The 24911-nt window shown below is 72.3% G+C and carries 25 protein-coding genes; 20 read left to right on the top strand and 5 right to left on the bottom strand.

What is annotated here, in order from left to right; translation table 11 throughout:
• Window positions 1-150 precede the first annotated feature (150 nt).
• Window positions 151-1467 carry an alanine racemase gene (locus tag ACFZCY_RS10375; protein ID WP_391170954.1) on the bottom strand — a complete coding sequence of 439 codons (1317 nt, stop codon included), beginning with the start codon at window positions 1465-1467 and terminating at the stop codon, window positions 151-153.
• A gap of 184 nt (window positions 1468-1651) precedes the next feature.
• On the opposite strand from ACFZCY_RS10375, the gene ACFZCY_RS10370 reads away from it, so the two are divergent.
• From ACFZCY_RS10370 to ACFZCY_RS10355, 4 genes are all read left to right on the top strand, one after another.
• The gene (locus tag ACFZCY_RS10370; protein WP_391172106.1) at window positions 1652-2749 is read left to right on the top strand and encodes a PfkB family carbohydrate kinase; all 1098 of its coding nucleotides are present in this window, start codon (window positions 1652-1654) and stop codon (window positions 2747-2749) included.
• On the top strand, window positions 2746-3576 hold the full coding sequence (locus ACFZCY_RS10365; RefSeq protein ID WP_391170952.1) for an IclR family transcriptional regulator C-terminal domain-containing protein: 831 nt from the start codon (window positions 2746-2748) through the stop codon (window positions 3574-3576). Before ACFZCY_RS10370 ends, ACFZCY_RS10365 begins: the two co-directional genes overlap by 4 nt.
• Window positions 3573-3986 (top strand): Rid family hydrolase, encoded by a 414-nt coding sequence (locus ACFZCY_RS10360; RefSeq protein WP_391170950.1) that lies wholly within the window; start codon window positions 3573-3575, stop codon window positions 3984-3986. The genes ACFZCY_RS10365 and ACFZCY_RS10360 overlap by 4 nt, the downstream gene beginning before the upstream one ends.
• Window positions 3987-4161: 175 nt before the next feature.
• Window positions 4162-5634 carry a gluconate:H+ symporter gene (locus ACFZCY_RS10355; RefSeq protein ID WP_391170948.1) on the top strand — a complete coding sequence of 491 codons (1473 nt, stop codon included), beginning with the start codon at window positions 4162-4164 and terminating at the stop codon, window positions 5632-5634.
• 49 nt (window positions 5635-5683) lie between these two features.
• Here ACFZCY_RS10355 and ACFZCY_RS10350 read toward each other — a convergent pair whose 3' ends face one another.
• A complete protein-coding gene (locus tag ACFZCY_RS10350; RefSeq protein ID WP_391170946.1) occupies window positions 5684-7048 on the bottom strand; it encodes a M14 family zinc carboxypeptidase in 1365 nt (454 codons plus the stop codon).
• A 125-nt stretch (window positions 7049-7173) separates the two neighbouring features.
• Here ACFZCY_RS10350 and ACFZCY_RS10345 point away from each other — a divergent pair, with 125 nt between their 5' ends.
• Together ACFZCY_RS10345 and ACFZCY_RS10340 are read left to right on the top strand one after the other, a co-directional pair.
• Window positions 7174-8019 (top strand): trypsin-like peptidase domain-containing protein, encoded by an 846-nt coding sequence (locus ACFZCY_RS10345; protein ID WP_391170944.1) that lies wholly within the window; start codon window positions 7174-7176, stop codon window positions 8017-8019.
• A gap of 147 nt (window positions 8020-8166) precedes the next feature.
• Window positions 8167-9396 carry a lipase gene (locus ACFZCY_RS10340; protein WP_391170942.1) on the top strand — a complete coding sequence of 410 codons (1230 nt, stop codon included), beginning with the start codon at window positions 8167-8169 and terminating at the stop codon, window positions 9394-9396.
• Here ACFZCY_RS10340 and ACFZCY_RS10335 read toward each other — a convergent pair whose 3' ends face one another.
• Window positions 9397-10383, bottom strand: a complete 987-nt coding sequence (locus tag ACFZCY_RS10335; protein ID WP_391170940.1) for a glycosyl hydrolase family 18 protein — start codon at window positions 10381-10383, stop codon at window positions 9397-9399.
• Window positions 10384-11052: 669 nt separating this feature from the next.
• Here ACFZCY_RS10335 and ACFZCY_RS10330 point away from each other — a divergent pair.
• From ACFZCY_RS10330 to ACFZCY_RS10270, 13 genes are all read left to right on the top strand, one after another.
• Window positions 11053-11955 (top strand): hypothetical protein, encoded by a 903-nt coding sequence (locus tag ACFZCY_RS10330; RefSeq protein ID WP_391170938.1) that lies wholly within the window; start codon window positions 11053-11055, stop codon window positions 11953-11955.
• 28 nt (window positions 11956-11983) lie between these two features.
• A complete protein-coding gene (gene cpaB, locus ACFZCY_RS10325; protein ID WP_391170936.1) occupies window positions 11984-12688 on the top strand; it encodes a Flp pilus assembly protein CpaB in 705 nt (234 codons plus the stop codon).
• 47 nt (window positions 12689-12735) lie between these two features.
• The gene (locus ACFZCY_RS10320) at window positions 12736-14511 is read left to right on the top strand and encodes a P-loop NTPase (RefSeq protein WP_391170934.1); all 1776 of its coding nucleotides are present in this window, start codon (window positions 12736-12738) and stop codon (window positions 14509-14511) included.
• 14 nt (window positions 14512-14525) lie between these two features.
• Window positions 14526-14930: a TadE/TadG family type IV pilus assembly protein gene (locus tag ACFZCY_RS10315; RefSeq protein WP_391170932.1), complete on the top strand. Its 405-nt coding sequence runs from the start codon at window positions 14526-14528 to the stop codon at window positions 14928-14930.
• A complete protein-coding gene (locus ACFZCY_RS10310) occupies window positions 14927-16300 on the top strand; it encodes an ATPase, T2SS/T4P/T4SS family (protein ID WP_391170930.1) in 1374 nt (457 codons plus the stop codon). The genes ACFZCY_RS10315 and ACFZCY_RS10310 overlap by 4 nt, the downstream gene beginning before the upstream one ends.
• Window positions 16301-16304: 4 nt before the next feature.
• Entirely contained in the window at window positions 16305-17243 is a 939-nt protein-coding gene (locus tag ACFZCY_RS10305) for a type II secretion system F family protein (RefSeq protein ID WP_391170928.1), read from the top strand.
• Window positions 17244-17257: 14 nt separating this feature from the next.
• On the top strand, window positions 17258-18151 hold the full coding sequence (locus ACFZCY_RS10300; protein ID WP_391170926.1) for a DUF5936 domain-containing protein: 894 nt from the start codon (window positions 17258-17260) through the stop codon (window positions 18149-18151).
• Between the two features lie 270 nt (window positions 18152-18421).
• The gene (locus ACFZCY_RS10295; RefSeq protein WP_199830888.1) at window positions 18422-18586 is read left to right on the top strand and encodes a hypothetical protein; all 165 of its coding nucleotides are present in this window, start codon (window positions 18422-18424) and stop codon (window positions 18584-18586) included.
• A gap of 8 nt (window positions 18587-18594) precedes the next feature.
• The gene (locus ACFZCY_RS10290) at window positions 18595-19284 is read left to right on the top strand and encodes a pilus assembly protein TadG-related protein (protein WP_391170924.1); all 690 of its coding nucleotides are present in this window, start codon (window positions 18595-18597) and stop codon (window positions 19282-19284) included.
• Between the two features lie 36 nt (window positions 19285-19320).
• Window positions 19321-19908 carry a hypothetical protein gene (locus ACFZCY_RS10285; protein WP_391170922.1) on the top strand — a complete coding sequence of 196 codons (588 nt, stop codon included), beginning with the start codon at window positions 19321-19323 and terminating at the stop codon, window positions 19906-19908.
• A gap of 8 nt (window positions 19909-19916) precedes the next feature.
• On the top strand, window positions 19917-20546 hold the full coding sequence (locus ACFZCY_RS10280; RefSeq protein ID WP_391170920.1) for an OmpA family protein: 630 nt from the start codon (window positions 19917-19919) through the stop codon (window positions 20544-20546).
• A 694-nt stretch (window positions 20547-21240) separates the two neighbouring features.
• Complete coding sequence (locus ACFZCY_RS10275) at window positions 21241-22497, top strand: SLC13 family permease (RefSeq protein ID WP_391172104.1); 1257 nt, start codon at window positions 21241-21243, stop codon at window positions 22495-22497.
• 7 nt (window positions 22498-22504) lie between these two features.
• A complete protein-coding gene (locus ACFZCY_RS10270) occupies window positions 22505-22993 on the top strand; it encodes a universal stress protein (RefSeq protein WP_391170918.1) in 489 nt (162 codons plus the stop codon).
• 42 nt (window positions 22994-23035) lie between these two features.
• On the opposite strand, the gene ACFZCY_RS10265 is transcribed toward ACFZCY_RS10270, so the two are convergent.
• A complete protein-coding gene (locus ACFZCY_RS10265) occupies window positions 23036-23449 on the bottom strand; it encodes a cold shock domain-containing protein (protein WP_391170916.1) in 414 nt (137 codons plus the stop codon).
• Between the two features lie 54 nt (window positions 23450-23503).
• A complete protein-coding gene (locus tag ACFZCY_RS10260; RefSeq protein ID WP_391170914.1) occupies window positions 23504-23983 on the bottom strand; it encodes a DUF192 domain-containing protein in 480 nt (159 codons plus the stop codon).
• Between the two features lie 72 nt (window positions 23984-24055).
• On the opposite strand from ACFZCY_RS10260, the gene ACFZCY_RS10255 reads away from it, so the two are divergent.
• The gene (locus ACFZCY_RS10255) at window positions 24056-24802 is read left to right on the top strand and encodes a prepilin peptidase (protein WP_391170913.1); all 747 of its coding nucleotides are present in this window, start codon (window positions 24056-24058) and stop codon (window positions 24800-24802) included.
• The last annotated feature ends 109 nt before the right edge of the window (window positions 24803-24911 follow it).

The following is a 24911-nucleotide window of genomic DNA, read 5'->3' as shown; positions in this document are numbered from 1 at the left end:
CCGGGCCGCCCGGTCCCGGTCGGCCCGGCTTCTCGCTGGGGCTTGGGTGGGCCAGTTGCGGGCCGGGCTGTCCGTTTGGCCCGGGCGGGGTGCCGCCACGCCAGCGGCGGGGTCCCGGGGCCAAGGCCCCGGGAAGGGCGGGTGGGTGGGTCAGAAGAACGTGCGGATGTAGTCCGTGACCGTGCCGTCCGCCTCCGCCAGGGGGATCATCTGCCACTTGTCGAAGCTGGTGCAGGGGTGGGAGAGGCCGAGGGCGACCCAGTCGCCGACCTCGAGCTGGGCGCCCTCCGCGACCGTGACCCAGGCGTGCTGGTCGGAGAGGCCGGTGACGACGAGGCCGTGGGCGGGGCGGACGGAGCCGTCGCGGGCGGAGCGGACGAGCTGGGGTTCGGGCATGTGGAGGTCGTACGCGGCGTCCCGCTTGCCCGCGTTGAGGAAGGCCTGGCCGGGTTCGGGGGTGGAGACGACCTGGGCCCAGAGGCGGAAGGCGGGCTGCAGATCGCCCTCCTCCGGGATGCGGTTGAAGGGAGTGATGTGCCGGTAGTGGCCGTCGTCGTGGGAGACGTACGCGCCCGAGCGCAGCAGCTTCAGGACGGGCCGGGAGAGCGCGGGCAGCTCGGCGAAGACGTCGGCGACGGCGTCGAACCAGGCGCTGCCGCCCGCGCTGACGACCACCTCGTCCACGCCGTCGAAGCGGCCGGCGGCGTCGAAGTCGGCGGCGAGCGCGGTGAGGCGGCGCAGCCAGGCCCGTACCCGCTCGCCGTCCGCCTTCGGTACCTCGCCCTCGTAGCCCGCGACGCCGACCAGCCGCAGCGTTCCGGCGGCGGCCACCGCGTCGGCGACGGCGGCGCACTCAGCCTCCGTACGGACTCCGGTGCGCGCACCCTCGCCCGCGCCCAGCTCGACCACGACGTCGACGGGCCGCCCGGCCCCGGCCTCGCGGAGGGCCGCGTCCATCAGCTCCACGCCGCGCGTCGAGTCGACGTAACAGACGAAGCGGAAGCCGGGGTCGGCGTCGAGTTCGGCGGCGAGCCAGTGGAGGGCGGCGGCGTCGACGACCTCGTTGGCGAGGAAGATCCGCTGGACGCCGAAGGCCCGGTAGATCCGCACGTGGGAGGGGACGGCGGCGGTGATACCCCAGGCGCCGTGGGCGAGCTGGCGCTCGAAGAGCTGCGGGGCCATGGAGGTCTTGCCGTGCGGGGCGAAGGCCAGGCCGTGGGCGGCGGAATAGCGCTCCATGGCGAGGAGGTTGTGTTCCAGGGCCTCGGCCGACAGCGCCAGTACGGGGGTGGTGAAGCCGCCGGTGAACAGGGAGCGGCGCTCGGCGGCCAGCTCGCCCACGGTGCGGCCTCCGGCGTCCGGCGGCAACCCCTTGAAGCGGTGGTCGACACGCTCCTGCACGAGCTGGGCGACGGCCGGGTGCCCGGCGGTGGGCGCGGCGGCGCGCTCGCTGTGGTCGGTGGCCATGGAGGTGCCTCCCGTACATTTCTGGTTGCATTCTCTGCAACGTTCATTGCGTATAACGCTTAGCGCTGTTTAACATCCGGCCAAGCACCGGGTCAACGGTGTGTGCCTTACCCCAGACGCGCAAGGAGCGAGACTGATCGTGCGCCCAGCCCCGAGTGTCGACGTCGTGTGCCTCGGCGAGTCGATGGTGACCTTCGTGCCGTCCCGGCCGGGCCGCCTGGCGGAGGTGCCCGCCTTCGCGCGGGGGATCGGCGGCGCCGAGTCCAACGTGGCGTGCGGGCTGGCGGGCGCCGGGCACAGCGTGCGCTGGATCAGCCGGGTCGGTACGGACGGCTTCGGCGACCATCTGCTGACGGAGATCGCGGCGGCCGGGGTGGACGTCGGCTGCGTCCAGCGCGACCCGCGCCGCCCCACCGGGATCTACTTCCGCACGGCGGGCGAGCGGGCGGTGGAATCCGGGGTTCCCGAATCCGGGGTTCCCGAATCCGGGGTTCCCGAAGGCGGGGTTCCCGAAGACGGCGGCGAGCAGCCGCTGGCCGAGGTCGTCTACTACCGCGCCGGATCCGCCGCCGCGGCCATGTCCCCGGCGCTCATGCCGCACGAGGAGACCTGGTCCGGCCGGGTGCTCCACCTCACCGGCATCACCGCCGCCCTCTCCGCCGACTGCCTCGCCCTGATGCGCGAGCTGACCACCCGCGCCCCCGGCCGGCCGCTGGTCTCCTTCGACCTCAACTACCGCGTCTCGCTGTGGGAGGACCCGGAGCGGGACGAGGGGCCGGGCGTGCTGCTCGACCTCGCCCGCGGCTGCGACGTGGTCTTCGTCGGCGAGGACGAGGCGGAGGCCGCCTGGGGCATACGCGGAGGCGCCGCCGCGATCCGCGAGGCCCTGCCCGAACCGGAGGTGCTGGTGGTCAAGCAGGGCGCGAGGGGGGCCACCGCCTACGCCCGCGGGGCCGACGGAGCCGACACCGTCACCTTCGCGCCCGCCCTGCGGGTGGACGTCGTGGCCCCGGTCGGGGCGGGCGACGCCTTCGCCGCGGGCTTCCTCTCCGGCACCCTGCGCGGCCTGCCCGTCGCGCAGCGGCTGCGCCACGGCCATCTGATGGCGGCCGCCGTCCTCACGGTCCCCGGCGACCTCGGCACCCCGCCCTCCCGCGCGTACGCCGACCGTTTGGTGACCCTGGACGACGCCGCGTGGGGCACACTGCGATTCGGCCCCGGCTGGGCAGACCCGGCGCACTCGGGGTCCGATACCACGGTGGTGGAGGTCATCGACTCATGAGCCAGACCGTCGACCGAGCGCTGAGCATCCTGCCCCTGCTGGCGGAGGGGCCCGCCAATCTGGAGCGGGTCGCCTCGCGACTCGGCGTGCACAAGTCGACCGCGCTGCGGCTGCTGCGCACGCTGCACGAGCACGGCATGGTCTATCGCCAGCAGGACCAGCGCTACCGCCTCGGGGCCCGCCTCTTCGCGCTCGCGCAGGAGGCGGTGGAGAACCTGGACGTACGGGAGATCGCCCACCCCCATCTGGTCGCGCTCAACGAGCGCTGCGGACACACCGTGCACCTCGCGGTGTACGAGGAGAACGAGGTCCTCTACATCGACAAGGTGGAGAGCCGCTACCCGGTCCGGATGTACTCGCGGATCGGCAAACCCGTCGCGATCACGGTCGCGGCGGTCGCCAAGCTGCTGCTGGCGGACCTGCCGGAGCCCGAGCGGCGGGCGCTGGCCGAACGGCTTCCGTACCCGGCGTACACGTCCCGTTCCACCCCGAACGCCACCGCGTTCCTGCGGGAGCTGGAGACTGTGCGGGAGCAGGGCTGGGCCACCGACCTCGGCGGCCACGAGGAGTCGATCAACTGTGTCGGGGCGCCCATCCGGGGCGCGGACGGCCGGGTCGTCGCCGCGTGCTCGGTATCGGCGCCGAACGTCGTCGTCACCGCGGACGAACTCCTCACCCTGCTGCCCATGGTGCGCGGCACCGCGGAGGACATCAGCCGGGAGTACTCGGGCGGCGCCCCGGCCCGGCCGTCCGGCGGCCCGGAAGAACCCACCGAAGAACCACCGCAAGCAACACCCGAGAAGAGAGCCGAGGAACCCTCCTCATGACCGAGAAGCTGCAGAAGACCGCGATCACCCCGGCCACGCACACCGCCCCGCCCGCCAAGTTCTCGCACGGCGTCAAGAAGGGCAACATCCTCCAGGTCGCCGGTCAGGTCGGCTTCGGCCCCGCGGTCCCCGGTCAGGCCCCCGCCCCGGTCGGGCCGACCCTGCGCGAGCAGACCCTGCAGACCCTGCGCAACGTGCAGTCCGTGCTGGAAGAGGGCGGGGCGAGCTGGGAGGACGTGATGATGATCCGCGTCTACCTCACCGACACCGGCCACTTCGCCGAGTTCAACGAGATCTACAACGAGTTCTTCGCGGACCTCAAGGAGGCTCCGGCGGCCCGTACGACGATCTACGTCGGCCTCCCCGCCGGGCTGCTCGTCGAGATCGACGCCCTCGCCGTCCTCGGCTGAGCAGGCCCCTGATACGCCCGGGGCGGGCGGCGCCCGTAACCCGCCCGCCCCGGGATCCCCCACACCCACCGTCGTCGCCGGGACCAGACCCCTGATCACCCGCACCTCGTTCTCCCCCGCGCGCGGCCCCCCCCCGCCGTGCGGCGCTACGCCCTACCCACTTTCCGGAGTCCCCATGCTGCTCGCAGCCGCGCCCGCTGCCGAGACCCCACCCCACACCGGTGGTCTGCTCGCGATCATCCCCGGCACCGCCGGTCTGCTGACCGTGGCCGCCCTGGGCATCGCCCTTCTCCTCTACCTGATCATCAAGGTCCGGCTGCAGCCCTTCGTGGCGCTGCTCGGCGTCTCCATAGCCGTCGGCCTGGCCGCCGGGCTCTCGGTCACCGAACTCTTCGGCACCGTCCAGAAGTCCGACGCCGTCTCGCTGATCGAATCCGGTATGGGCGGCATCCTCGGCCACATCGCGATCATCATCGGCCTGGGCACCATGCTCGGCGCGATCCTGGAGGTCTCCGGCGGCGCCGAGGCGCTCAGCTCCCGCCTCCTCGGCTTCTTCGGCGAGAAGCGCGCCCCGCTCGCCATGGGACTGACCGGCCTGATCTTCGGCATACCCGTCTTCTTCGACGTCGGCATCTTCGTCCTGGCGCCCATCGTGTACGCGGCCACCAAGCGCAGCGGCAAGTCGATCGTGCTGTACGCGATGCCGCTGCTCGCCGGGCTCTCCATGACCCACGCCTTCCTGCCCCCGCACCCCGGCCCGGTGGCCGCCGCCGGACTGCTCCACGTCGACCTGGGCTGGGTCATCCTGATGGGCATCCTCGTCGGCATCCCGTCCGTGCTCGCCGCGTGGGCGTACGCCGCCTGGATCGGCCAGCGGATCTTCGTCCCCGTACCGCAGGACATGGTCGAGGCGGCGGAGGAGTCCCGGGAGGCGGTCGCCGCCGAACAGCGGGCCGCGGGCGGGGGAGCCGGGGAGCGGCCGGTGGCGGTGGGCACGGTCCTCGCCATCATCGGTACGCCGCTGGTCCTCATCCTCTGCGCGACGTTCTCCTCCATCGCGCTGGACCCGAGCACCGGGCGCTCGGTCATCGAGTTCTTCGGCCACCCCTTCGTGGCGCTGACGATCGCCCTGTTCCTCGCGTACTACCTGCTGGGCATCCGGCGCGGCTGGTCCCGCAAGTCCCTGGAGACCGTCTCCACCGCCTCCCTCAAGCCGGTCGGCAACATCATCCTGGTCGTCGGCGCGGGCGGCGTCTTCGGCGCCGTCCTCAAGGGCAGCGGCGTCGCCCAGGCCCTCGCGGACGCCTTCGACAGCGCGGGCCTGCCGGTCATCCTGCTGTCCTGGCTGATCTCCGTGGTGCTGCGGGTCGCCCAGGGCTCGGCGACGGTGGCCATCGTCACCACCGCGGGCATCGTCTCCCCGATGCTGGCCTCCGGCCACTACTCGCAGGCCCATCTGGCGCTGGTCATCATGGCGATCTCGGCGGGCTCGATCTTCGCCTCGCACGTCAACGACGGCGGCTTCTGGATGGTGGCGAAGTACTTCGGGATCTCCGAGCGGGACACGCTCAAGTCGTGGACCGTGCTGGAGTCGGTGCTGTCGGTGGCGGGCTTCGCGGTGGCGGGGCTGCTGAGCCTGGTGATCTAGCCACGGGTACGCCCCGGGGCGGGCCTGCGCCCCGGGGCTCCCGGACCGGTCAGGCCGTCGCGCAGTACTGCGCCTCCTTGCCGATCGACCGGTACATGCAGTCCGCGTTCTCCAGCAGTTGCAGCACCGCGTCCCGGTTACGGCTCGTCTCGCGGTCGATCACCTCGTCCGGCGGGTAGAAGCCGCCCGCGCCGCTGGAGGAGGGGTACATCTCGAAGGTGTACGCGAACACCTTCTGACTGCCCCACAGCCAGTCGTCGATCGTGCCGTCCGTGATGTAGAGGTCGCTCGACTGCTCAGGGGTGTAGCCGTTGCTCGCCGCCATCTTCTTGCCGATCGCGGCGAACGCGTCACGGTCGTCCTTGGTCATCCCGGTCGCGGTGTCGTCGTACGTCCACCCGAACGGCCACAGCACCAGCTCGCTGTAGGTGTGGAAGTCGATGGCGGCCTTGAGCTGCTGCTTGCCGCCCACGACCCGGCTGCGCGCGAAGTCCGCGACGACCTTGACCTCGGGGGCCGACTCGGCCTTGGCGCCGCGGTAGGTCTCGGAGCCCGCGGAGCCGGAGGAGCCGCCGCAGCAGCCCCACTTGTAGTCCCAGTTGCGGTTGAGGTCGGTGCCGATCGAGGAGGAGCCGGAGTTGGGCTGCCGGTTCTTGCGCCAGCTGCGGTAGCGGCCGGTCGCGATGTCGTACTCGCCGCCGTCCGGGTTGAGGTCCGGGACGATCCAGATCTCCCGGCCGTTCACGATGTCGGTGATGCGGGAGTCGGTCCCGTAGCCGTCGGTCAGCTGGTGCACCAGATACAGCGCCATCTCCACGGTGAGGTGCTCGCGCGCGTGCTGATGGTGGGTGAACAGCACCTCGGGCTCGGCCTCGTCGGTGGCCACGTTGTCGCTGATCTTCAGCGCGACGATGTTCCGGCCCTCGTACGACTTTCCGATGACGCGCTTGCTCAGAATGGCGGGGTACTTGGCTACGGCCGCGTCGATCTCGGCGTTCATCTCGGCGTAGTTGTGGTACTTCGCGTCCGCCGAGGGAAAGTCGAACGGCACGGCGTCCCGGCCCGCACCGCGATCGGCCGGGCCCGGCAGCGCGGTGAGCCGGTAGCCGAGCCCGCGCAACCGTCTGACCTGGGCGGCGTCGGCGGTGACGACGACGGAGCGGGCGTCGGTCTCGTCGATGGAGACGCCGGTGGCGGCGACGGCGGAGCGCTGGGCGGGAGTGGCCGGGCCCGCGACCTCGTACTGGCGCACGGATCCATCGGCGGCGCGGGACGCCGGGCCGGAAGCCGCGTCGCCCGAGGTGGCACGCCCGGGGGCCGGATCGTCAGCCTGGGCCGCGATCGGGGCGGCGAGGGCGAGGGACAGCAGGGCGGCGAGGGCGGTAATCCGTCTGCCGCGGGTGCGAAGTCGCATACATGCTCCTGGGAGGTGAGAGGCGAGCGACTGCTGCGCCAGTGTTCGGCCATGCGCATGACATGGTCAAGGGCGGGAAATGGTCGAAGCCGAAGGAACTTCTCATCGAGGGAAGGAACCCCCCTGTGAACAGACCTCTCGTCGGCGCGCTCTCGGCCCTCTTACTGGGCGGCGCGACCCTCGTGGGCGTCGGCGCCGCCCCGGCGGCCGCCTCCTCCTCCCACCCCCGGGCCGCGCAGGCGGTCGACTTCGCCGGAACGGTCGCGCTCAGCAACTGCTCCGGCTCGGTCGTACGGACCGCGAAGTCCGCTGACACCGACCCCGCGCTCGTCCTCTCCAACGGGCACTGCCTGGAGAGCGGCTTCCCGAGCGCGGGAGAGGTGATCGTCAACCAGTCGTCGAGCCGCAGCTTCACCCTGCTGAACAGCTCCGGCGGGAACGCGGGCACGGTACGGGCGAGCAAGGTCGCGTACGCGACCATGACCGACACCGACGTCTCGCTGTACCAGTTGACCTCGACGTACGCGCAAATACAGCAGAGGTACGGCATCAAGGCCCTGCAACTGTCCGACAGCCGCCCGGCCCAGGGCACCAGCATCAAGGTGGTCTCCGGCTACTGGAAGAAGATCTACTCCTGCAATATCGACGGATTCGCATATCGTCTTAAGGAAGGCGACTGGACCTGGAAGGATTCGCTCCGCTACACCTCCGCCTGTAACACGATTGGCGGAACGTCCGGTTCGCCCGTCGTCGACAGCGCGACCGGCACGGTCCTGGCCGTGAACAACACGGGCAACGAGGACGGGGCGCGGTGCACCCTCAACAACCCGTGCGAGGTCGACGAGAGCGGGGCGGTGACGGTCCGCAAGGGCATCAACTACGCCCAGCAGACCTACGGGATCACCAAGTGCGTGACCACCGGGAACAAGATCGATCTCAGCCTCGCCGGATGCGCGCTGCCCAAGCCGTGACAGCCATGACGTAGGCCGGGGGCTGACCCCACCACGGTCCGGGGGCGGGCGCCAGTGCGCCCCCGGACCGCTCGCACAAAGCTGAGGACCCTTGTCACGGCGTCAGAAACGAGGGTCCTCATGCGAAGAGCGCGCATTACGCCGAACGTGGCAGCCGCCTGCGCCGCGTTACTGCTGCTTCCCGCCACCGCGGCGGTCCCGGCCGCGGCGGCCACCCCGCGGGCGGCGGTTGCCCCGCGGGCGGCGGTCGCCCCGGCCGCGCACGGCCGGGGCGCGCTGGTGTCCGCCGAACGGCTTTACACGCTGGCCGCCCCGGGCCGGGTCGCCGCCGAGCTGCGCGCCGGCGGGTTCGACGCCGGTGCGGTCCGCTACGGCGTCGACGCGTACCGGCTCGTGTACCGCACCGTCGACGCGCACGGCCGCCCCACCACCGCGAGCGGGCTGCTCGCCCTGCCGCGGGGGCGGGACGGCAGACTGCGCGCGGTCTCCTTCGCGCACGGCACGGGGGTCCACAAGAGCGACGCGCCCTCGATGCAGCGCCACGGCTTCCTGCCCGGGCCGCCCCTCACCTACGCCTCGGCCGGCTTCGCCGCCGTCGCGCCCGACTACCTCGGCATGGGCACCGGCCCCGGGCTCCACCCCTGGATGGACGTCCCCTCGGAGACCACCGCCTCCCTCGGCATGCTGCGCGCCGCCCGCGCCGTCGTCCCCCTGGAGCGGAAGGTGGCGGTCACCGGCTTCTCGCAGGGCGCCTCGGCCGCGCTGGGGCTGGCCCGGTCGCTGCAGGCGGGCGAGGACCACTGGTTCCGGCTGGGCGCGCTGGCACCGGTGAGCGGGGCGTACGACTTCGGCGGGACGGAGCTGAAGGCGCTGCTCGGCGGGCGGCTGGAGCCCAAGTCGAGCGTGCTGTACGCCGCGTACACGCTGGTCGCCTTCAACCGGCTGCACCCTGTGTACGACAGCCCTGAGCAGGTGTTCGAGGGCGACTACGCCCCGCACATCGAGTCGCTGTTCGACGGTGAGCACACCGGGCGGCAGCTGATGGAGGGCACCCCGGAGGCACTGGACGACCTGCTCACCGACGAGGGCATGCGGCTGCTCGCCCATCCGGCGGGGGACTTCGCCGCGGCGCTGCGGACGGCCGGCAGCGTGTGCGCCGGCTGGGCGCCGCGGGTGCCGACGCGGCTGTACATGGCGGGCGGGGACGAACAGGCCGCGGTGGAGAACACCGCGTACTGCCGGACCGCGCTGCGGCGCCACGGGGCGGACGTCCCGGTGGTCGACGTCGGCCCCGTCGACCACCAGAAGTCCCGCCACCTCGGCTCGAACGTCGCCGCGACGGCGTCGATCGTCCGCTGGCTCAGTGACCTGGCCTAGTCACGACAGGCCGTGGACGTGCGGGCCCACCGCCTTGGACCAGGCGTTGCCCGCCGCCGCGTCCCAGTTGGTGGACCAGGTCATCGCGCCGCGGATGCCGGGGTAGGTCCTGGCGGGCTTGAAGCTGCCGCAGCCGGTGCCCTTGGCGAGGCAGTCGAGCGCCGCGTTGACGACGGACGGTTCGACGTAACCGGAGCCGGCGCCCTTGGGCGACGCGGGGACGCCGATGCCGACCTGGGACGGGTCGAGGCCGCCTTCGAGCTGGACGCAGGCGAGGGAGGTGAGGAAGTCGACCGAGCCCTGGGCGTAGGTCTTGCCGTCGCAGCCGTTCATCGAGCCGCTGTTGTAGTACTGCATGTTGACGACGGTGAGGAAGTCCTTGATGGCCAGCGCCGTCTTGAAGTACTCGGTGGACGTCGACTGCATGTCGATCGTCTGGGGCGCCATCGTCACCACCACGTCGCTCTTCTTGTCGTGGACGGCCTTGAGCGCCTTGGACATGTAGGTGCTGTTGACGCCGTTTTCGAGGTCGATGTCGACGCCGTCGAAGCCGTACTCGTCCATCAGAGCGGTGATGGACGAGGCGAAGGCGTTCGCCGAGGCGTCGTCGCCGACCGAGACGGTGCCGTTCTGACCGCCGACGGAGATGATGACGGACTTGCCTGCCGCCTGCTTGGCCTTGATGTCGTCCTTGAACTGCTGCTCGCTGCCGTAGCCGACGGCCGGGTCGAGGCGGAAGTCGACGGCACCCGGGGAGCCGGTCGCGTCGGCGAAGGCGACGGCGATGATGTCGTAGTCGTCCGGTACGTCACGCAGCTTCTGCACGGTCGCGCCGTTGTCGAAGTTCTGCCAGTAGCCGGTGACGGCGTGCTTCGGTACGGCGGCGGTGGCCGCATCGGCGGTGCCGGTGGATATCGGCCCGCCGGCGGCGAGCGCGGCGACCGCCGCGACTCCGAGCAGCCTCTTCCTGATCTGTGCGCGTGCCACGACAGCCTCCGAGCGTGGGGGGGGGGGGGGGGGGAAGGGAGGTGGTGCCTGTGCGCGTCCAGGGGCCCCTGAGGCGTGCGACCAAGGTGGTCCAGACCAATGCGGTTGTCAAGTCCCCGTCATGGAAGAGGTGGCATTCGGGTGAACGGACCGGCGCCGGCCCAGCTCCCTGCGCGCGCCATGGCCGTCCAGCGTCATCGCGGCGGCCGGCATCCCTCGCCCAAGGTGCCGGGCCGGTGTCAGGCGCAGAGTCAAATGCTCTTATGCCACACGGAAGTAGGCTAAATGAGAGTACGATCGCGCTCATGCGGCTCCGGTACAACTACCGCGTCCATCCCGGCCCTGCCCAGCGCCACGCGCCGGGCAGGGCGTTCGGGTGTGCTCGCGTGGTGGCGAACGGATTCCGCCTCCGGGGCAACGGGCGGCTCTACGTGGCCAAGGTGGGCGACCTGCGAGTGCGCTGGTCCCGCCCCCTCCCCGCGACGCCGACATCCGTCACGATCACCATGGACGCCGGCCGGAATCCCCACACTTCAAGCGGGGAGCGCGTCAATCAGAGGAACTGTTCTCTCGCGCGGCCTTCGTGGATAAAGTGACGATGCAACAGGATGGGGCAGTAACGACCGTGGCCGCCGCCGCTCGGCGACGACGTGAGACGGGGTAGCCGACGTGCCCACCGCGATAGCAGTCACCAGCCGTGAGCTGGTGCTTCCACCGCCCGACGGGCAGACCCCGTCGGCCGTAGTGCTGCGGCCGCCGGAGGAGCAGTCGCTGGACGACGCGCTCGCCGAGGTCGGGGCGCTCCTCGAGTGCCAGGGCTATCTGGTGGCGCTCTATCCCGCCGCCACCCCGCCGCCCTTCGTCCGCAGGCTGCACACCGTGCGCTCCGTCCTGGAGAGCGACCGGATGGCGCTGTGCCCGCTCGAACTGCCGCCGCTGGCCGTCGCCGTCATCGCCCGTCAGCTGCGGCAGCTGTCCGTCTCCGACTTCAGCCCGGGCGTGCTGGCCTGTTCCGCCCGGCTGCTGGCCCACTATGTGCACGCGGGCGCGCTGCTCGGCAGCGTCGCCAAGCTGGACCGGGTGCCGGTGAGCCTCACCTCGCACGTCAAGTCCTGGATGCCGGGCGCCCAGTTCGCCGTGCTCGCGCACCCCGAGCCGCAGCTGGTCAAGGTGGGCGGGGGCGGCGCGCTGCCCGGGCCCGCGTTCGCCACCCATATGACCGTCGCGCGCGGCCAGCTCACCAGCCACGGGCATGGGACGGCCCCGCGCGACGACTGGGTCAGCGGGGCGCTGGCGCCCTCCTGGGGCGTCGGGGACGTCCAGGAGGTGCCGCTGCCCGCCGAGTCGGCGCGCTGGTGGGGCACCTCGAAGCTGATCGAATTCGCGGCGGCCATCCCGGACCTCTCCGTGCTCTACCAGCTCGTGGCGTCCGTACGGAGAGAGGAGTGCCACTGGTGCGGCTTCGAACTCATCGGGGACCGCTGCGCCTTCTGCTCCTGTCCGGTGCCGCGCGGCGATGAGATTCCCGCCCTGACCCAGTCCGCCGAGCGACCCGCCCTGACCAGCCGGTAAACGTCCCCACTCACGAGGTTGTCCGTCCATGAATTCTCGCCAGCGACGCGGAGTCATCCTGCTGGTCCTGTCGGTCCTGTGCGCCGGTGGCGCGTTCGCCGGGGTGCTCTCCGTCGTCAACGACGTGGAGTCGAAGGTCGGCCCCGAGACGACCGCGTACAAGCTGAAGGGGAACATCGAGGCGTATCAGGCGCTGAACGCGGGGGACTTCGAGAAGGTGTCGATGCCCGAGCGCTGGGTGCCCTCCACCGCCGTCACCGATCTCTCCGAGGTGCGCGGCAGGATAGCCGCGACCAAGCTCAGCCGGGGGTCGCTGCTCCAGACGGACATGATCGCCAACCGGCCGGCGCTGAAGGCCGGGCAGCAGGAGATCGCCATCATGATCGACGCCGCGACGGGCGTCGCGGGCAAGATCACCCCCGGTGCGAAGGTCAACATCTACGCCACCTTCGAGGGCAAGGCGCAGGGCGAGGAGTCGGTCTCCAAGCTGATCGTCGACGAGGCGGAGGTCATCGACGTCGGCAAGCTGTCCGCGCTGAAGCCGGACGAGAACGACGAGCGGCGCGTCGACCAGGCGGTGCCGATCACCTTCGCGCTCGACACCAAGGACGCGCAGCGCGTCGCGTACGCCGAGTCCTTCGCCTCACACGTACGGCTCGCCCTGATCGGCCCCGGCTCGGACGCCCCCGTCGCGCCGCGCGACCGCACCTACACCCTCGACGGCGACAAATGACACCCGAGTTCTGTGGAACTGACGGAGAAGAGTGAGGAGGTGCCGCGGTGACGATCAGAATCCTCCCGGCCGTCGGCGACCCCGACGCGGCCCGCGCCATCGGCGGGCTGCTCGGCCAGCTGCCCGGCGTCGAACCGTCGGCGCCGGTGGGCGACTCGACCCGGCTGCTGGACACCCTCGCCGCGCTGGCCGCCGCCTCCCTGGAGGAGCTGCCGGAGGTCGTCCTCGTCCATGGGCGGATCGGCCCGTCGCCCGCCCTGGAGCTGATCCGCGAGGTCGCGCTGCGCTTCCCGGCGGTGGGCGTGGTGCTGGTCACCGGCGACGCGGGGCCGGCCCTGTACTCGGCCGCCATGGACGCGGGCGCGCGCGGCATCGCCGGGCTACCGCTGTCGTACGACGAGCTGGCGGCCCGCGTCCAGGCCGCCGCCCAGTGGGCCACCGGCGTACGGCGCCACCTCGGGGGCGGCGCCGACGTGGCCGCCACCGGGCCGGGCGGCACGCTGGTCGCCGTCGCGGGCGCCAAGGGCGGGGTCGGTACGACGGTCACCGCCGTCCAGCTCGCGCTGGCCGCGCGGGCGGCGGGCCGCACGGTCGCCCTGGTCGACCTGGACCTCCAGTCCGGCGACGTGGCCTCGTACCTCGACGTCCAGTTCCGGCGCTCCATCGCCGACCTGGCCCAGATCACCGACATCTCGCCGCGGGTGCTCCAGGACGCGGTCTTCACCCACCACACCGGGCTCGGGCTGCTGCTCGCGCCGGGGGAGGGCGAGCGCGGCGAGGAGGTCACCGACCGGGCGGCCCGGCAGGTCGTGGGCGCGCTGCGGACCCGGTTCGAGCTGGTGGTCGTCGACTGCGGTACGCAGATGACGTCGGCGGGCGCCGCCATTGTCGAACAGGCCGACACCGCGCTGCTGGTGACCACCCCGGACGTGGTCGCGGTGCGGGCCGCCAAGCGGATGGTGCGGCTGTGGGACCGCCTCCAGATCCGCAAGGCCGAGGAGACCGTGACCGTCGTCAACCGGCACACCCGCAGCGCCGAGATCCAGCCGCAGCTGGTCGCGCGCGCCACGGGTACGGCGGTGGCGCGGACGGCGATCCCGGCGGGGTTCAAGGAGCTGCAGCCCGCCGTCGACTCCGGCCGCATGCAGGACCTGGACGCCAAGTCGGCCGTCAAGCAGGCGCTGTGGGGGCTCGCCGGGGAACTGGGCTTGGTGGACGGGGCGCAGGGCACGCCCCCGCCCGGCCGCCGCGTCGCCCACCGGGGCGGACACAGCCACGCCGGCCAGGGCGCCCAGGGCTCCCAGGGTGCCGACCGCACGCTGCCCGGGCTGCGGCGGCGCCGTGCCATAGGAGCGGGGGCTGACGACGACGGGGGCGACGCGGGCCCGGGGACGGACGCGCTGAACGAGATCCCCCCGTCCGCCACCGGCCGCTTCCTGCGCAAGCGGGGCGGCGACCGCGGTCAGGTGACGGTCGAGTTCCTCGGCGTCCTGCCGCTGGCGCTCATCGTGCTCGCGGTGGTCTGGCAGCTCGTCCTCGTCGGCTATACGTACTCGCTCGCGGGCAACGCGGCCGACAAGGGCGCCCGGGCGGGCGCGGCCAAGGGCGCCGCCGCCTGCCAGGCCGCGGCGCAGGACGACATCCCCGGCTCCTGGAGCGCGGAGATCGACTGCCCCGGCGCGGGCGACGGCGCGGTGTACCGGTCGACGGTGACGCTGAACGTCCCGATCCTGTTCCCGGGCGCCGCCGACTTCCCGTGGACGGTGACCGGTTCGGCGGGCGCCGCCGACGAGACGGACACCATGGCGGGCGCGGGACAGTGAGGGGAGGAGCGGCGATGACGCGCGGAAGAGGGCGCCCGGCACGCGACCGGGGCTCGGCGTCCATCGAATTCCTCGGCTTTCTGCCGATCCTGATCCTCGTCGCGCTGGCCGCCGTCCAGCTGGGGATCGCCGCGTACGCCGTCCAGCAGGCGGGCACGGCGGCCCGCGCGGCGGCGCGTACCGGCTCGCTGGACGAACCGGGCACCCCGGACACCGCCGGGAAGGCGGCGATCAGCGGCTGGCTGGCGGACGAGACCAACATCATCGGCGGCGACTGCGGCGGCGACGAGGCACAGGCGACCGCGACGGTGAAGATCCCCTCGGTCATCCCCGGCTTCGACGGCTTCGGCAGCGCGAAGAGGAGCGCCACCATGCCGTGCGACGACGGACAGCTCCAGGCGGCGGGAGGCCGGTCATGAGCCTGCGGTCCCGGATCAACGCGCCCGAGGGGCCCGCGGAGGGCCGCCAGGACGGGCATCTCGTCGCCGTCTACCGCGCCAAGCTGCTGGAGGAGATCGACCTCGCCGAGATGTCCTCGCTGGCCGCCGCCGAGCGCCGGACCCGGCTGGAGCGCGTGCTGGGCCACATCATCAGCCGCGAGGGACCGGTGCTGTCCACCGGCGAACGCTCCCAGCTCATCCGCCGGGTGGTGGACGAGGCGCTGGGGCTCGGCGTGCTCGAACCGCTGCTGGAGGACGCCTCCATCACCGAGATCATGGTCAACGGACCGGATCAGATCTTCGTGGAGCGGGCGGGCCGGGTCGAGCTGGTTCCCGTCCGGTTCGCGTCCGAAGAGCAGCTGATGCAGACCATCGAGCGCATCGTCTCCACCGTCAACCGGCGGGTGGACGAGTCGAATCCGATGGTCGACGCCCGCCTGCCGTCCGGTGAGCGGGTCAACGTGATCATCCCGCCGCTGGCGCTCACCGGCGCCACCCTCACCATCCGCCGCTTCCCGCGCGCCTACACCCTTAAGCAGCTGATCGGCATGGGCACGCTGGACGAGCAGATGCTGCTCCTGCTCGCGGCGCTGGTGCGCGGCAAGTTCAACGTCGTCGTCTCCGGACCCACCGGCTCCGGAAAGACCACGCTGCTCAACGCGCTCTCCGGGCTGATCCCGGACGGCGAGCGGATCATCACCGTCGAGGACGCGGCCGAACTCCAGCTCCAGCAGACCCATGTCATCCGGCTGGAGTCCCGGCCGCCCAACGTCGAGGGCAAGGGCCGGATCACCATCCGCGACCTGGTCCGCAACTCGCTGCGGATGCGCCCCGACCGCATCATCGTCGGCGAGGTGCGCGGCGGCGAGACCCTCGACATGCTGCAGGCCATGTCCACCGGCCACGACGGTTCGCTCGCCACCGTCCACGCCAACAGCGCCGAGGACGCGCTGATGCGGCTGCAGACGCTCGCCTCGATGTCCGATGTGGCGATCCCGTACGAGGCGCTGCGCGACCAGATCAACAGCGCCGTGGACTGCATCGTCCAGCTCGTCCGGCACGCCGACGGCTCCCGCCGGATCAGCGAGATCGCGCTCCTCGACAGCCACGGCCACGAGGAGTACCGCATCGCCACCGTCTGCCGCTTCGACGCCCAGCCCATGGGCGCCGACCGGATCGTGCACGGACGGTTCTCCTACTTCCCGCTCCCGGAGCGGGTGGCGGAGCGGCTGCGGCTGGCCGGTGAGGCGGTGCCGCCCGCCTTCGGGGTGGCCGCCTTCCCGGCGCAGCTGACCACGCGGGGCGCCGCGTACGACACGGGCGCCTACGGCGCGCGGGATGGGAGGTAGCCGGATGGACCGGCTCGCGACGCTGACCCTCGGTACGACGCTGGTGTGCGGCGCGCTGGGCGTCGCCGGGGTGCACACCTACGCCCGGGGTACGGACCGGCAGCGCGCGCTGATCGACCGGCTGTCGGAGTCGGGGGCGGCGGAACCGTCCCGGCGGCCGCGCCGCTTCGCCCGCGTGGACCGGCGGCTGCGCACCACCTCGATGGGGCGGCGGCTGGAGCTGCGGCTGGCGGCGACGGGTCTGGACATCACCCCCGGCGAGTTCTTCGTCTACACGGCCGCGGCGGCGGGCGGGCTGTGGCTGCTGGCGGCGTCGCTGCTGGCGTCGTTCTTCGGCCCGATCGCGGCCGTCATCGCCGTCTGGTCGGCGTTCGGGTTCCTCAACTGGCAGCGGCAGAAGCGGATCGAACGGTTCATCAACCAGCTGCCCGAGCTGTCCCGGATCCTGGCCAACGCCACCCAGGCCGGGCTGGCGCTGCGTACCGCGCTGAGCATGGCGGCCGACGAGATGGAGGCCCCGGCGGGTGAGGAGCTGTCCAAGGTCTCCGACAAGCTGTCCGTGGGGCATTCGATCGACGACGCGCTGGGCGAGCTGGCGGAGCGGCTGCCGTCGCGGGAGCTGGTGGTGCTGGTCACCACGCTGGTGCTGTCCAACCGCGCGGGCGGGACCGTGGTCAGCTCGCTGCGCAATCTCACCCACACGCTGGAGGAGCGCAAGGAGACCCGGCGCGAGGTCCGCACCCAGCTGTCCCAGGTGACCGTCACCGCGTATGTGGTGCCGCTGATGGGCATCGGGACGCTGCTGCTGATGAACCGGATCGCACCGGGTTCGCTGGACCGCATGACCGGGTCCATCTGGGGACAGGCCGCGGTGATCGGGGCGTTCGCCCTGTACGGGATCGGCTTCTTCCTCATCCGCCGCATGTCGAAGATCGACGTCTGACCGGGGTAGTGGGCATGGGTTTCGGAGTGCTGCTGGCGCTGGCGGCCGGGCTGTCGGTCGCGGGCATCGCGTACGGCATCGCGCTGTACCGCAGCGAGGCCAAGCTGCCGAGCGACCTCGCGGTCGCGCTGGAGGTCGGGGCGACCCGTACGAACGCGGTCGGCTCGGCCGTCGACCGGCTCGGCATGCGCTACGCCCCGCTGGTGCTGCGGCTGATGGGCGAGAAACGGGTGGCCCGGGTGCGCCGCCGGATCGATCTGGCGGGCCATCCGGGCGGGCTGACGGTCGACCGGTACGCGGCCCGCCGGGCGGTGTACGGGATGCTCGGCTTCGGCGGCGCGCTGGTCATGCTGCTGAAGGGCCAGCTGCTGCTGGCGCTGCTGATGGTGGTGTTCGGCCTGTTCTGGATCGAGGTCGGGATCTGGGCGGCGGTGCGGGAGCGCAAGGACGCGATCGACCGGACCCTGCCCGACTTCCTGGACGTGCTGGCGGTCGTGGTGAGCGCGGGGCTGGGCTTCCGGCAGGCGCTGGACCGGGTGTCGGAGAAGTACGAGGGCCCCTGGGCGGATGAACTTCGCATCACACTTCGGCAAATGGACATGGGGGTCAGCCGGCGTCAGGCGTTCGAAGAACTGCGGAAGCGGAACGACTCGGAACAGGTCGCCCAGTTCGTCACGGCGCTGCAGCAGGGCGAGGAACTGGGCGCTCCGATCGTCGAGACACTGATCGCCATCGCGAACGACATGCGCCGTACGGACGCCCAGAACGCCCGGCGCCGGGCCGCCCGCGCCGTCCCCAAGGCGACCATGGTCATCACCACCTTCATGGTGCCCGGGACGATGGTGCTGCTCGTGGCGGGGTTCTTCATCGGGTCCGGCACGGACTTCGGTTCGATCACGGGAGATTGACGGTCATTTGGGCGAATATGCTTCGCGATCGCAATCGGGTGTGGGACAGTCGTCGACGGTGAACTCCTCGGCGGCGGGAGGGGGTGAGACGGATGAGCCGCGGCGAACGTCCGCGCACAGGGTTCGAACACCGTGTATCGGGAAGGCAATGCCCCCTGGGACACTGTTCCGAGGCGACTGTTTCGGCGTACTTTGCTCGTGTCGCGAGCGGCACCACGGGGGTTGAGTCGCCGGACCAGAGTGGGACGGCCACCCATGGAGGGGAACACGATGGGGAAGCGCGTTATGGGGAACGACCGGGGGCAGACCTCGATCGAGTACCTGGGGATCATTGCCGTGGTGGTCGCCATCGTCCTGGTGCTGTCGACGACGGACTTCGGAAGCATGATCGCGAATGCGATCTCGGACAAGATCTCTCAGGTCGTCGGCATCTGACCGAGCGCGTGACCGAGCGCGTGAAGGCTCGCGGATACCGCAACAGCGACACCGGGCAGGCCTTTCCGATCTACATCACCGCGGTCGCGGCCCTGCTCTTCCTCGCCCTCGCCTTCTTCGCGGTGGGCCAGGCGGGGGCCACCCGCAACGGCGGACAGACCGCCGCCGACGCGGCCGCCCTCGCCGCCGCCCAGGACTACCGCGACCAGCTGGGCACGGCGCTGCTGAAGGCCGTGACGGACGGCAGCGCGCTGGAGGACCTGCTGAACGGGCGGGGGATCGGCGTGGGCGGCGCGTGCGAGCAGGCGGAGTGGTTCGCGCAGCAGAACGGCGCGGACCTGACCGGACCGCGCTGTGTCCCGGGCTATCTGCCCACTTCGTTCGCCGTCTGGGTCAAAACGCAGAAGCCGGTGGGCAAGACCGTCATCCCCGGTACGGAGAGCAAGTACGGAGAGGCGACGGCCAAGGCGGTCATAGGTCCGCGCTGTACGCTCCAGCCGCCCGACGAGCCGACGGCCTCCCCGAGGCCGACTCCGCCGGGCGACGAGGACGGCGGCGACGGCGGCGAGGACGGCGGCGAGGGCGAGAAGCCCTCGGTGTCCCTGAGGTGTGACGGCAGGGACGTGACCATCGACCCGGCGCACCCGGAACTCTTCCCGGACGTCAAGGACCTGTTCTCCGTGCACCTTGCCGACTGAGCGACTGACGAGTAGACGAGCAAAGGACAGCGAGCGATGAGCATTCGGCACACGACGAAGGCCCGGAGGGGGGCTGCCGCGGCGGCGCTCGGAGCGGCCCTGGCCCTCGCCGTGGCCGGGTGCGGCAGCGGCGACGACGGCGGGAAGGACGGCGGCTCCCCGCAGAAGTCACCCGCGGTCAGGACCGACGACGGGCAGGGGGAGACGGAGCCCGCGGCGGACTCCAAGAAGGTCATCGGCGAGATGAAGGGGCCGAAGAACATCGTCGTCAGCCTCCACTCCGCGGTCCGCGACAGCGGCGGTTTCGTCACCGTGAACGGCACGGTGACCAACCGCGGCAACATGCTGTTCAACCCGGTCGACTGGCGCTCCACGGAGGTGGAGTTGGCCAAGTCCCGTTCGTCCGTGTCGGGTGCGTCCCTTGTCGACGCGAAGGGCAAGAAGCGGTATCTCGTGCTCCGGGACACCGATGGCCAGTGTCTGTGCACCACCGGGCTGTCCGGGCTCAAGCCGAACGAGAGCCGCCCGTTCTTCGCGCAGTTCCCGGCCCCGCCGAAGAGCGTCACCGAGGTCGACTTCCAGCTCCCGACCATGCCGTCCGTCAGCATCAAGCTCTCCGGGTGAGCCCCGCCATGACGTCGACACGTACGACAGCCCGCCACGCCGTACGGTACGGCCCGGCCCTGGCCGCCCTCGCGCTCGTGCTCACCACTCCTGTCCTTACCGCCCCCGCCCGCGCCGACAGCGGCCCCGGCGCCCCCGCCGACACCAGGCCGCCCCTCAAGATCGACGCCGACGACCCCGATCTGCGGATGCCCGAAGGCGCCAAGCTCGCGGCCGGGCGGGTCCTGGACATCAAGTCGGTCGTCGAGACGGACGACGGCGACGAGCGGCGCGAGGACACCAACACCAAGGTGAGCTTCGCCCTCCAGGCCGAGGTGCTGTTCGGCAAGGACAGCGCGAAGCTCGGCGCCGAGGCGAACGCCCGTATCCAGGACATCGCGGACGAGGCGGAGCGGCAGCACGCGAAGAGCGTGCGGGTCTTCGGCTTCACCGACAACCTGGGCTCGGCCGCGCACGGCCTCGAACTGTCCCGGAAGCGGGCCGACGCGGTGCAGCAGCGGCTGGCGGACAGCCTGGACTCCTCGGTCGCGTACCAGATCCGCGGCTACGGCGAGCAGTACCCGATCGCGGACAACGCGACGGAGGAGGGCCGCAAGAAGAACCGCCGCGTGGAGGTCAGCTTCCCGCGCGGCGCGTAGGGGCGCGCGGGGGGTGTTTCCCCACCCCGCCCCTTCCCGTCCCAAGGGCTCCGCCCCTGGACCCCGGCCACGAGCCGCGCAACCCCGCCGGGCCCGGGCCCGGTTCGTGGCGCCCGGGTGGAGGCGCCCCACCCGGCCCCAGGGGGCACCTCGCAGCGGAGCTGGGGACCTTTGAGAAGCGGCGCCTGGGGGCCATGCCCCGCCACCCGGCCCGTCCGGGGTTCGAGGAGCGGGGCGCGCCGGCGGGGATGCCCGGCCACCCAGCCTCACTGGGCGTAAGTCCCAGCCTCTCTGGTGCCTGAGGAGTGGCGTCTGAGGCGGTGATGCTCCCGGCCGCCCAGCCCCTCGAGGCGTGAACCTCAGCCTCTCCGGGGTTCGAGGAGCGGGGGCGTGGGGCGGGATGCCCGGTCACCCAGCCCTCCAGGCGTGAACCCCTCCGGAGCCTGAGGCGGAGATTTTCCTCCCCCCCAGCCCCTCCGGGCGTGAACCCCCGCCCCTCTGGCGCCTGAGGAGCGGCGCCTGAGGCGGTGATGCCCGATCACCCAGCCCTCCGGGCGCAACCCCCAGCCCCTCCGGCGTTTGAGGAGCGGGGGCCGGGGGCCCCGGGTCGGGGAGGGGTGGGGTGGGGGAGAGGCCGCCGCGGAACCGTGCCGCATCATGGAGCACGTCGCCGCACCCCGCGCGGGAGTACCCCCTGAATACCACCGTCGCCGAGATCCTCGCCGTCACCCTCCTCCTCGCCGTACTGGCCTTCGCCGTCGCCCGCCCCCGCGGCTGGCCCGAGGCGGTGGCGGCGGTGCCCGCGGCCGCCGTCGCGGTGGCGAGCGGGGCCGTGACACCGGCGGCGGCGTGGGAGGAGACCCGGAGCCTGCTGCCCGTCGTCGGGTTTCTGGCGGCCGTGCTGCTGCTGGCGCAGATGTGCGCGGACGAGGGGGTGTTCGAGGCGGCCGGGCAGGCCGTGGCGCGGGCCTGCCGGGGGCGTACGGACCGGCTGCTGGGCGGGGTGTTCGCGGTGGCGGCGCTGGTCACCGCCGTGCTGAGCCTGGACGCGACGGTCGTCCTGCTGACCCCCGTGGTGTTCGCGACCTCGACCCGCCTCGGCGCCCGCTCCCGGCCGCATGTCTACGCCTGCACCCATCTGGCGAATTCCGCGTCGCTGCTGCTGCCGGTGTCCAACCTCACCAACCTGCTCGCGCTGGAGGCGAGCGGACTGTCGTTCACCCGGTTCGCCCTGGTCATGGCCCCGGCCTGGCTGGTGTCCATCGCCATCGAATTCGTGGTCTTCCGCCGCTTCTTCGCCGCGGACCTGGCCGCCGGGACCGCGAAGCCGCCGCCCGCCGAGTGGCCGCGGGTGCCGGTGTTCGCGCTGACCGTGCTGGGGCTGACCCTGGCCGGGTTCGTCGTGACGTCGCTGGTCGGGCTGGAGCCCGCGTGGGCCGCGGGGGCGGGGGCGCTGGTGCTCGCCGTACGGGCGGTGCGGCGGCGGACGACGACGGTACGGGGCGTGGTGGGTGCGGCGGGCCCGCTGTTCTGCCTGTTCGTGCTCGCCCTGGGCGTCGTGGTGCAGGCGGTCCTGGACAACGGGCTGGAGGCGGCGCTGTCCCGGGTACTGCCGGTCGGCACCGGGCTGCCCACGCTGCTCGCGATCGCGGCCGTGGCAGCCGTGCTGGCGAACCTCGTCAACAACCTGCCCGCCACGCTGGCGCTGCTGCCGATCGCGGCCGAGGGCGGCCCGGGCCCGGTCCTGGCCGTGCTGATCGGGGTCAACCTGGGCCCCAACCTCACCTACGTCGGCTCCTTGGCCACGCTGTTGTGGCGGCGTATCGTCCGCCACCACGGGGCGGACGCCGACTCCGGGCTGGGCGAGTTCACCCGCCTCGGGCTGCTCACCGTGCCGACCACGGTGGTGGCGGCGACGGTGGCGCTATGGGCCATGCTGGCGACGCTATGAGGGACTCATGATCGTGCTCATCTGGATCGCCGAGGGCACCTGGCGGTCCGCCGTGGACGCCGCCCGCGACCAGCTGCCCGCCGAGGGCGATACCGAGATCCGCCTGCTGTACGTCACCGACGACCACGTGGCGGGCGCCGCACACGGCGCTTTCGCGGGGCTGCTGGGCCGGGGCCGTCCCGGACGGGATCCGGGCGACCGGGTGGAGGAGGTGGCGAAAGCCGCCGCGTCCGAGCTCCTGGACGCCGCCGCCGAGCGGCTGGACCGGCCGGTGACCCGGCTGCACCGGCACGGCCGGGTCGAACACGAGGTGGTGCGGGAGGCGGACGGCGTGGACCTGCTCGTCGCCGCACGCGACGGGGACCGCGACCGGCTGGGGCCGCACAGCCTGGGGCCCGCCGCGCGCTTCGTCGTGGACCACGCGCCCTGCGCCGTCCTGCTGGTGTGGCCCGCGGCCGCGCCCGGCATCGAGTCGCTGCCGCCACCGCCTCCCTGAGCGGGGCCGTGCGGACCCCAGAGGTCAGAAATCAGCGGCAGGTCAGGATTCGATCCAGTTGTGCGCTTGGGCCAGCTCGATGACGCGCCGGCGCACCTGCTTGATCTGGTCGGCGGTGAGACTGCCGCCCATGTCGACCAGCGTCTCCGTCAGCTCCTGCCGGAACTCGCCCACGGAGAGCACATCGCACATGGTGTCGTCGCCGGAGTCCGGCGCGGGGGAGGACCGCACGATCGTCGGCGCCGCGGCGCCCTCCAGAATGCGGACCTCGGACGCCTTGGGGCCCTTGTCGCCGTACTCGGGGACGAACCGCACCTTCGAACCGGGCTGGAACAGGTGCTTCTCGTCCAGAAGGTCGTTCGCGTGCATGAACACGTCCTCGCCGCCGTCGTCCGGGGCGATGAAGCCGTAACCGCGAAACTCGTCGAACCGCAGAATCTTGCCCGTCGTTGTCAACGTGCCACCCCTACCCCTGTACCTCTACCTCATGTACCTCATCGAACAGCGAGCTCAGCGTACAGAAGGCGGCTGAGCCGAAGAAAGGCCGGGGTCGAGCGCGACCCGGGCGCCCCGCCGCAGGCCCCAGCGCTCCATCGCCCCCGCCTCGGCCTCCAGGACGTGGCGCGCACGCGGCCGCGGCAGCCCGAGCCGCCCGGGGCGCAGGGTGGTGACGGCCAGCACGGTCAGCCGCCGGTCGAGATAGGCGACGTCGATGGTGAAGCGCATCCGGAAGGTGTGCACCCCGCTCGCGGGGGTCAGCAGGATCGCGCCGGTCAGACCGTCCCGGCCGAGCAGCCCGCGGGACCGGGCGCGGTAGGAGGCGGCGATCTCCAGCGGCACGTCGACCGGCACGTCGACCGGCACGGCGAGTCGTGCGTCGACCGGCACGTCGACCGGCACGGCGAGTCGTGCGTCGACCGGTGTGTCCCGCAGCACGCGCAGCGTTCCGGTGCCGTCCCGCCAGCGGCCCATGCCCGTCCCCTTCACCACCCGTCGTCCACCCTTGGGATGAGTGTTCCACCAAGTGGTCCCCCGGGCCCGCCGCTTCCGTAGGCTCGGGCCGTGCAACCGCTGCTGATCGCCCTCGCCGCCGCGTACGGCGCCGCCGCCGGGATGCTGGTGCCGCGCCCGCTGTACCGGCTGGCGGTCGAGCCCGAGGAGCCGTGGCGCGCGGACTGCCCGCGCGGCCACGCGCTCACCGGCCCGGCCCACGGCTGGCTGGGCCCCGCCCGCTGCCCCCGGTGCGGGGGCGGCGGGCGGCGGTACGGCCCGGGCCCCGTGCTGCCCGCCCTGCTCACCGCGCTGGTGTGCGCGGGCCTGGCGGCGGCCACCGGGGTGCGCCCCGAGCTGGCGGTGTGGCTGCTGCTCGCCCCGCCCGCGGTGCTGCTGGCCGGGGTGGACCGGGCGGTGAACCGGCTGCCGGACGTGCTGACCCTGCCGATGGCGGGCGCCGCGGCGGCGCTGCTCGGCGCCGCCGCGCTGCTGCCGCACAGCGCCGGGTCCTGGCCGCGGGCGCTGCTGGGCGGGGTGGTGCTGGGCGGGGCGTATCTGGTGCTGTTCCTGATCAGCCCGCGCGGCATGGGCTTCGGCGACGTCAAGCTGGCGCTGACCCTCGGGGTGGCGCTCGGCTGGTACGGCTGGGCGGTGCTCTTCTGGGGCGGGTTCGCCGGGGTGCTGCTGGGGTCGCTGTACGCGATGGCCCTGGTCCTGGCGCGGCGAGCGGGCCGCGGGACGCCGCTGGCGTTCGGCCCGTTCATGATCCTCGGTGCGGGCGCGGGGCTGGTACTGGGGGCGCTCGGCACCGGATGACGCCCCACCCGATCGGCGCCACGCACATCCTCACCCCCGCCGATGCATGGACAACCGCTCACGAAGGGTTATGGTGGAAACCCCCCCTCGGGCCGGTCCGTACTCCCCC

This window comes from Streptomyces sp. NPDC007983 (assembly GCF_042958345.1).
Classification (GTDB): domain Bacteria; phylum Actinomycetota; class Actinomycetes; order Streptomycetales; family Streptomycetaceae; genus Streptomyces.
Note: the sequence above shows the minus strand (reverse complement) of the source record. Positions and strands in the feature narration are given on the sequence as shown.

Bases quoted from the DNA above. Each gene is read 5' to 3' on its own strand.
- ACFZCY_RS10375 (WP_391170954.1), bottom strand. From the start codon at position 1,467: ATGGCCACCGACCACAGCGAGCGCGCCGCCGCGCCCACCGCCGGGCAC.
- ACFZCY_RS10370 (WP_391172106.1), top strand. From the start codon at position 1,652: ATGGTGACCTTCGTGCCGTCCCGGCCGGGCCGCCTGGCGGAGGTGCCC.
- ACFZCY_RS10365 (WP_391170952.1), top strand. From the start codon at position 2,746: ATGAGCCAGACCGTCGACCGAGCGCTGAGCATCCTGCCCCTGCTGGCG.
- ACFZCY_RS10360 (WP_391170950.1), top strand. From the start codon at position 3,573: ATGACCGAGAAGCTGCAGAAGACCGCGATCACCCCGGCCACGCACACC.
- ACFZCY_RS10355 (WP_391170948.1), top strand. From the start codon at position 4,162: ATGCTGCTCGCAGCCGCGCCCGCTGCCGAGACCCCACCCCACACCGGT.
- ACFZCY_RS10350 (WP_391170946.1), bottom strand. From the start codon at position 7,048: ATGCGACTTCGCACCCGCGGCAGACGGATTACCGCCCTCGCCGCCCTG.
- cpaB (WP_391170936.1), top strand. From the start codon at position 11,984: ATGAATTCTCGCCAGCGACGCGGAGTCATCCTGCTGGTCCTGTCGGTC.
- ACFZCY_RS10315 (WP_391170932.1), top strand. From the start codon at position 14,526: ATGACGCGCGGAAGAGGGCGCCCGGCACGCGACCGGGGCTCGGCGTCC.
- ACFZCY_RS10310 (WP_391170930.1), top strand. From the start codon at position 14,927: ATGAGCCTGCGGTCCCGGATCAACGCGCCCGAGGGGCCCGCGGAGGGC.
- ACFZCY_RS10305 (WP_391170928.1), top strand. From the start codon at position 16,305: ATGGACCGGCTCGCGACGCTGACCCTCGGTACGACGCTGGTGTGCGGC.
- ACFZCY_RS10300 (WP_391170926.1), top strand. From the start codon at position 17,258: ATGGGTTTCGGAGTGCTGCTGGCGCTGGCGGCCGGGCTGTCGGTCGCG.
- ACFZCY_RS10295 (WP_199830888.1), top strand. From the start codon at position 18,422: ATGGGGAAGCGCGTTATGGGGAACGACCGGGGGCAGACCTCGATCGAG.
- ACFZCY_RS10285 (WP_391170922.1), top strand. From the start codon at position 19,321: ATGAGCATTCGGCACACGACGAAGGCCCGGAGGGGGGCTGCCGCGGCG.
- ACFZCY_RS10280 (WP_391170920.1), top strand. From the start codon at position 19,917: ATGACGTCGACACGTACGACAGCCCGCCACGCCGTACGGTACGGCCCG.
- ACFZCY_RS10270 (WP_391170918.1), top strand. From the start codon at position 22,505: ATGATCGTGCTCATCTGGATCGCCGAGGGCACCTGGCGGTCCGCCGTG.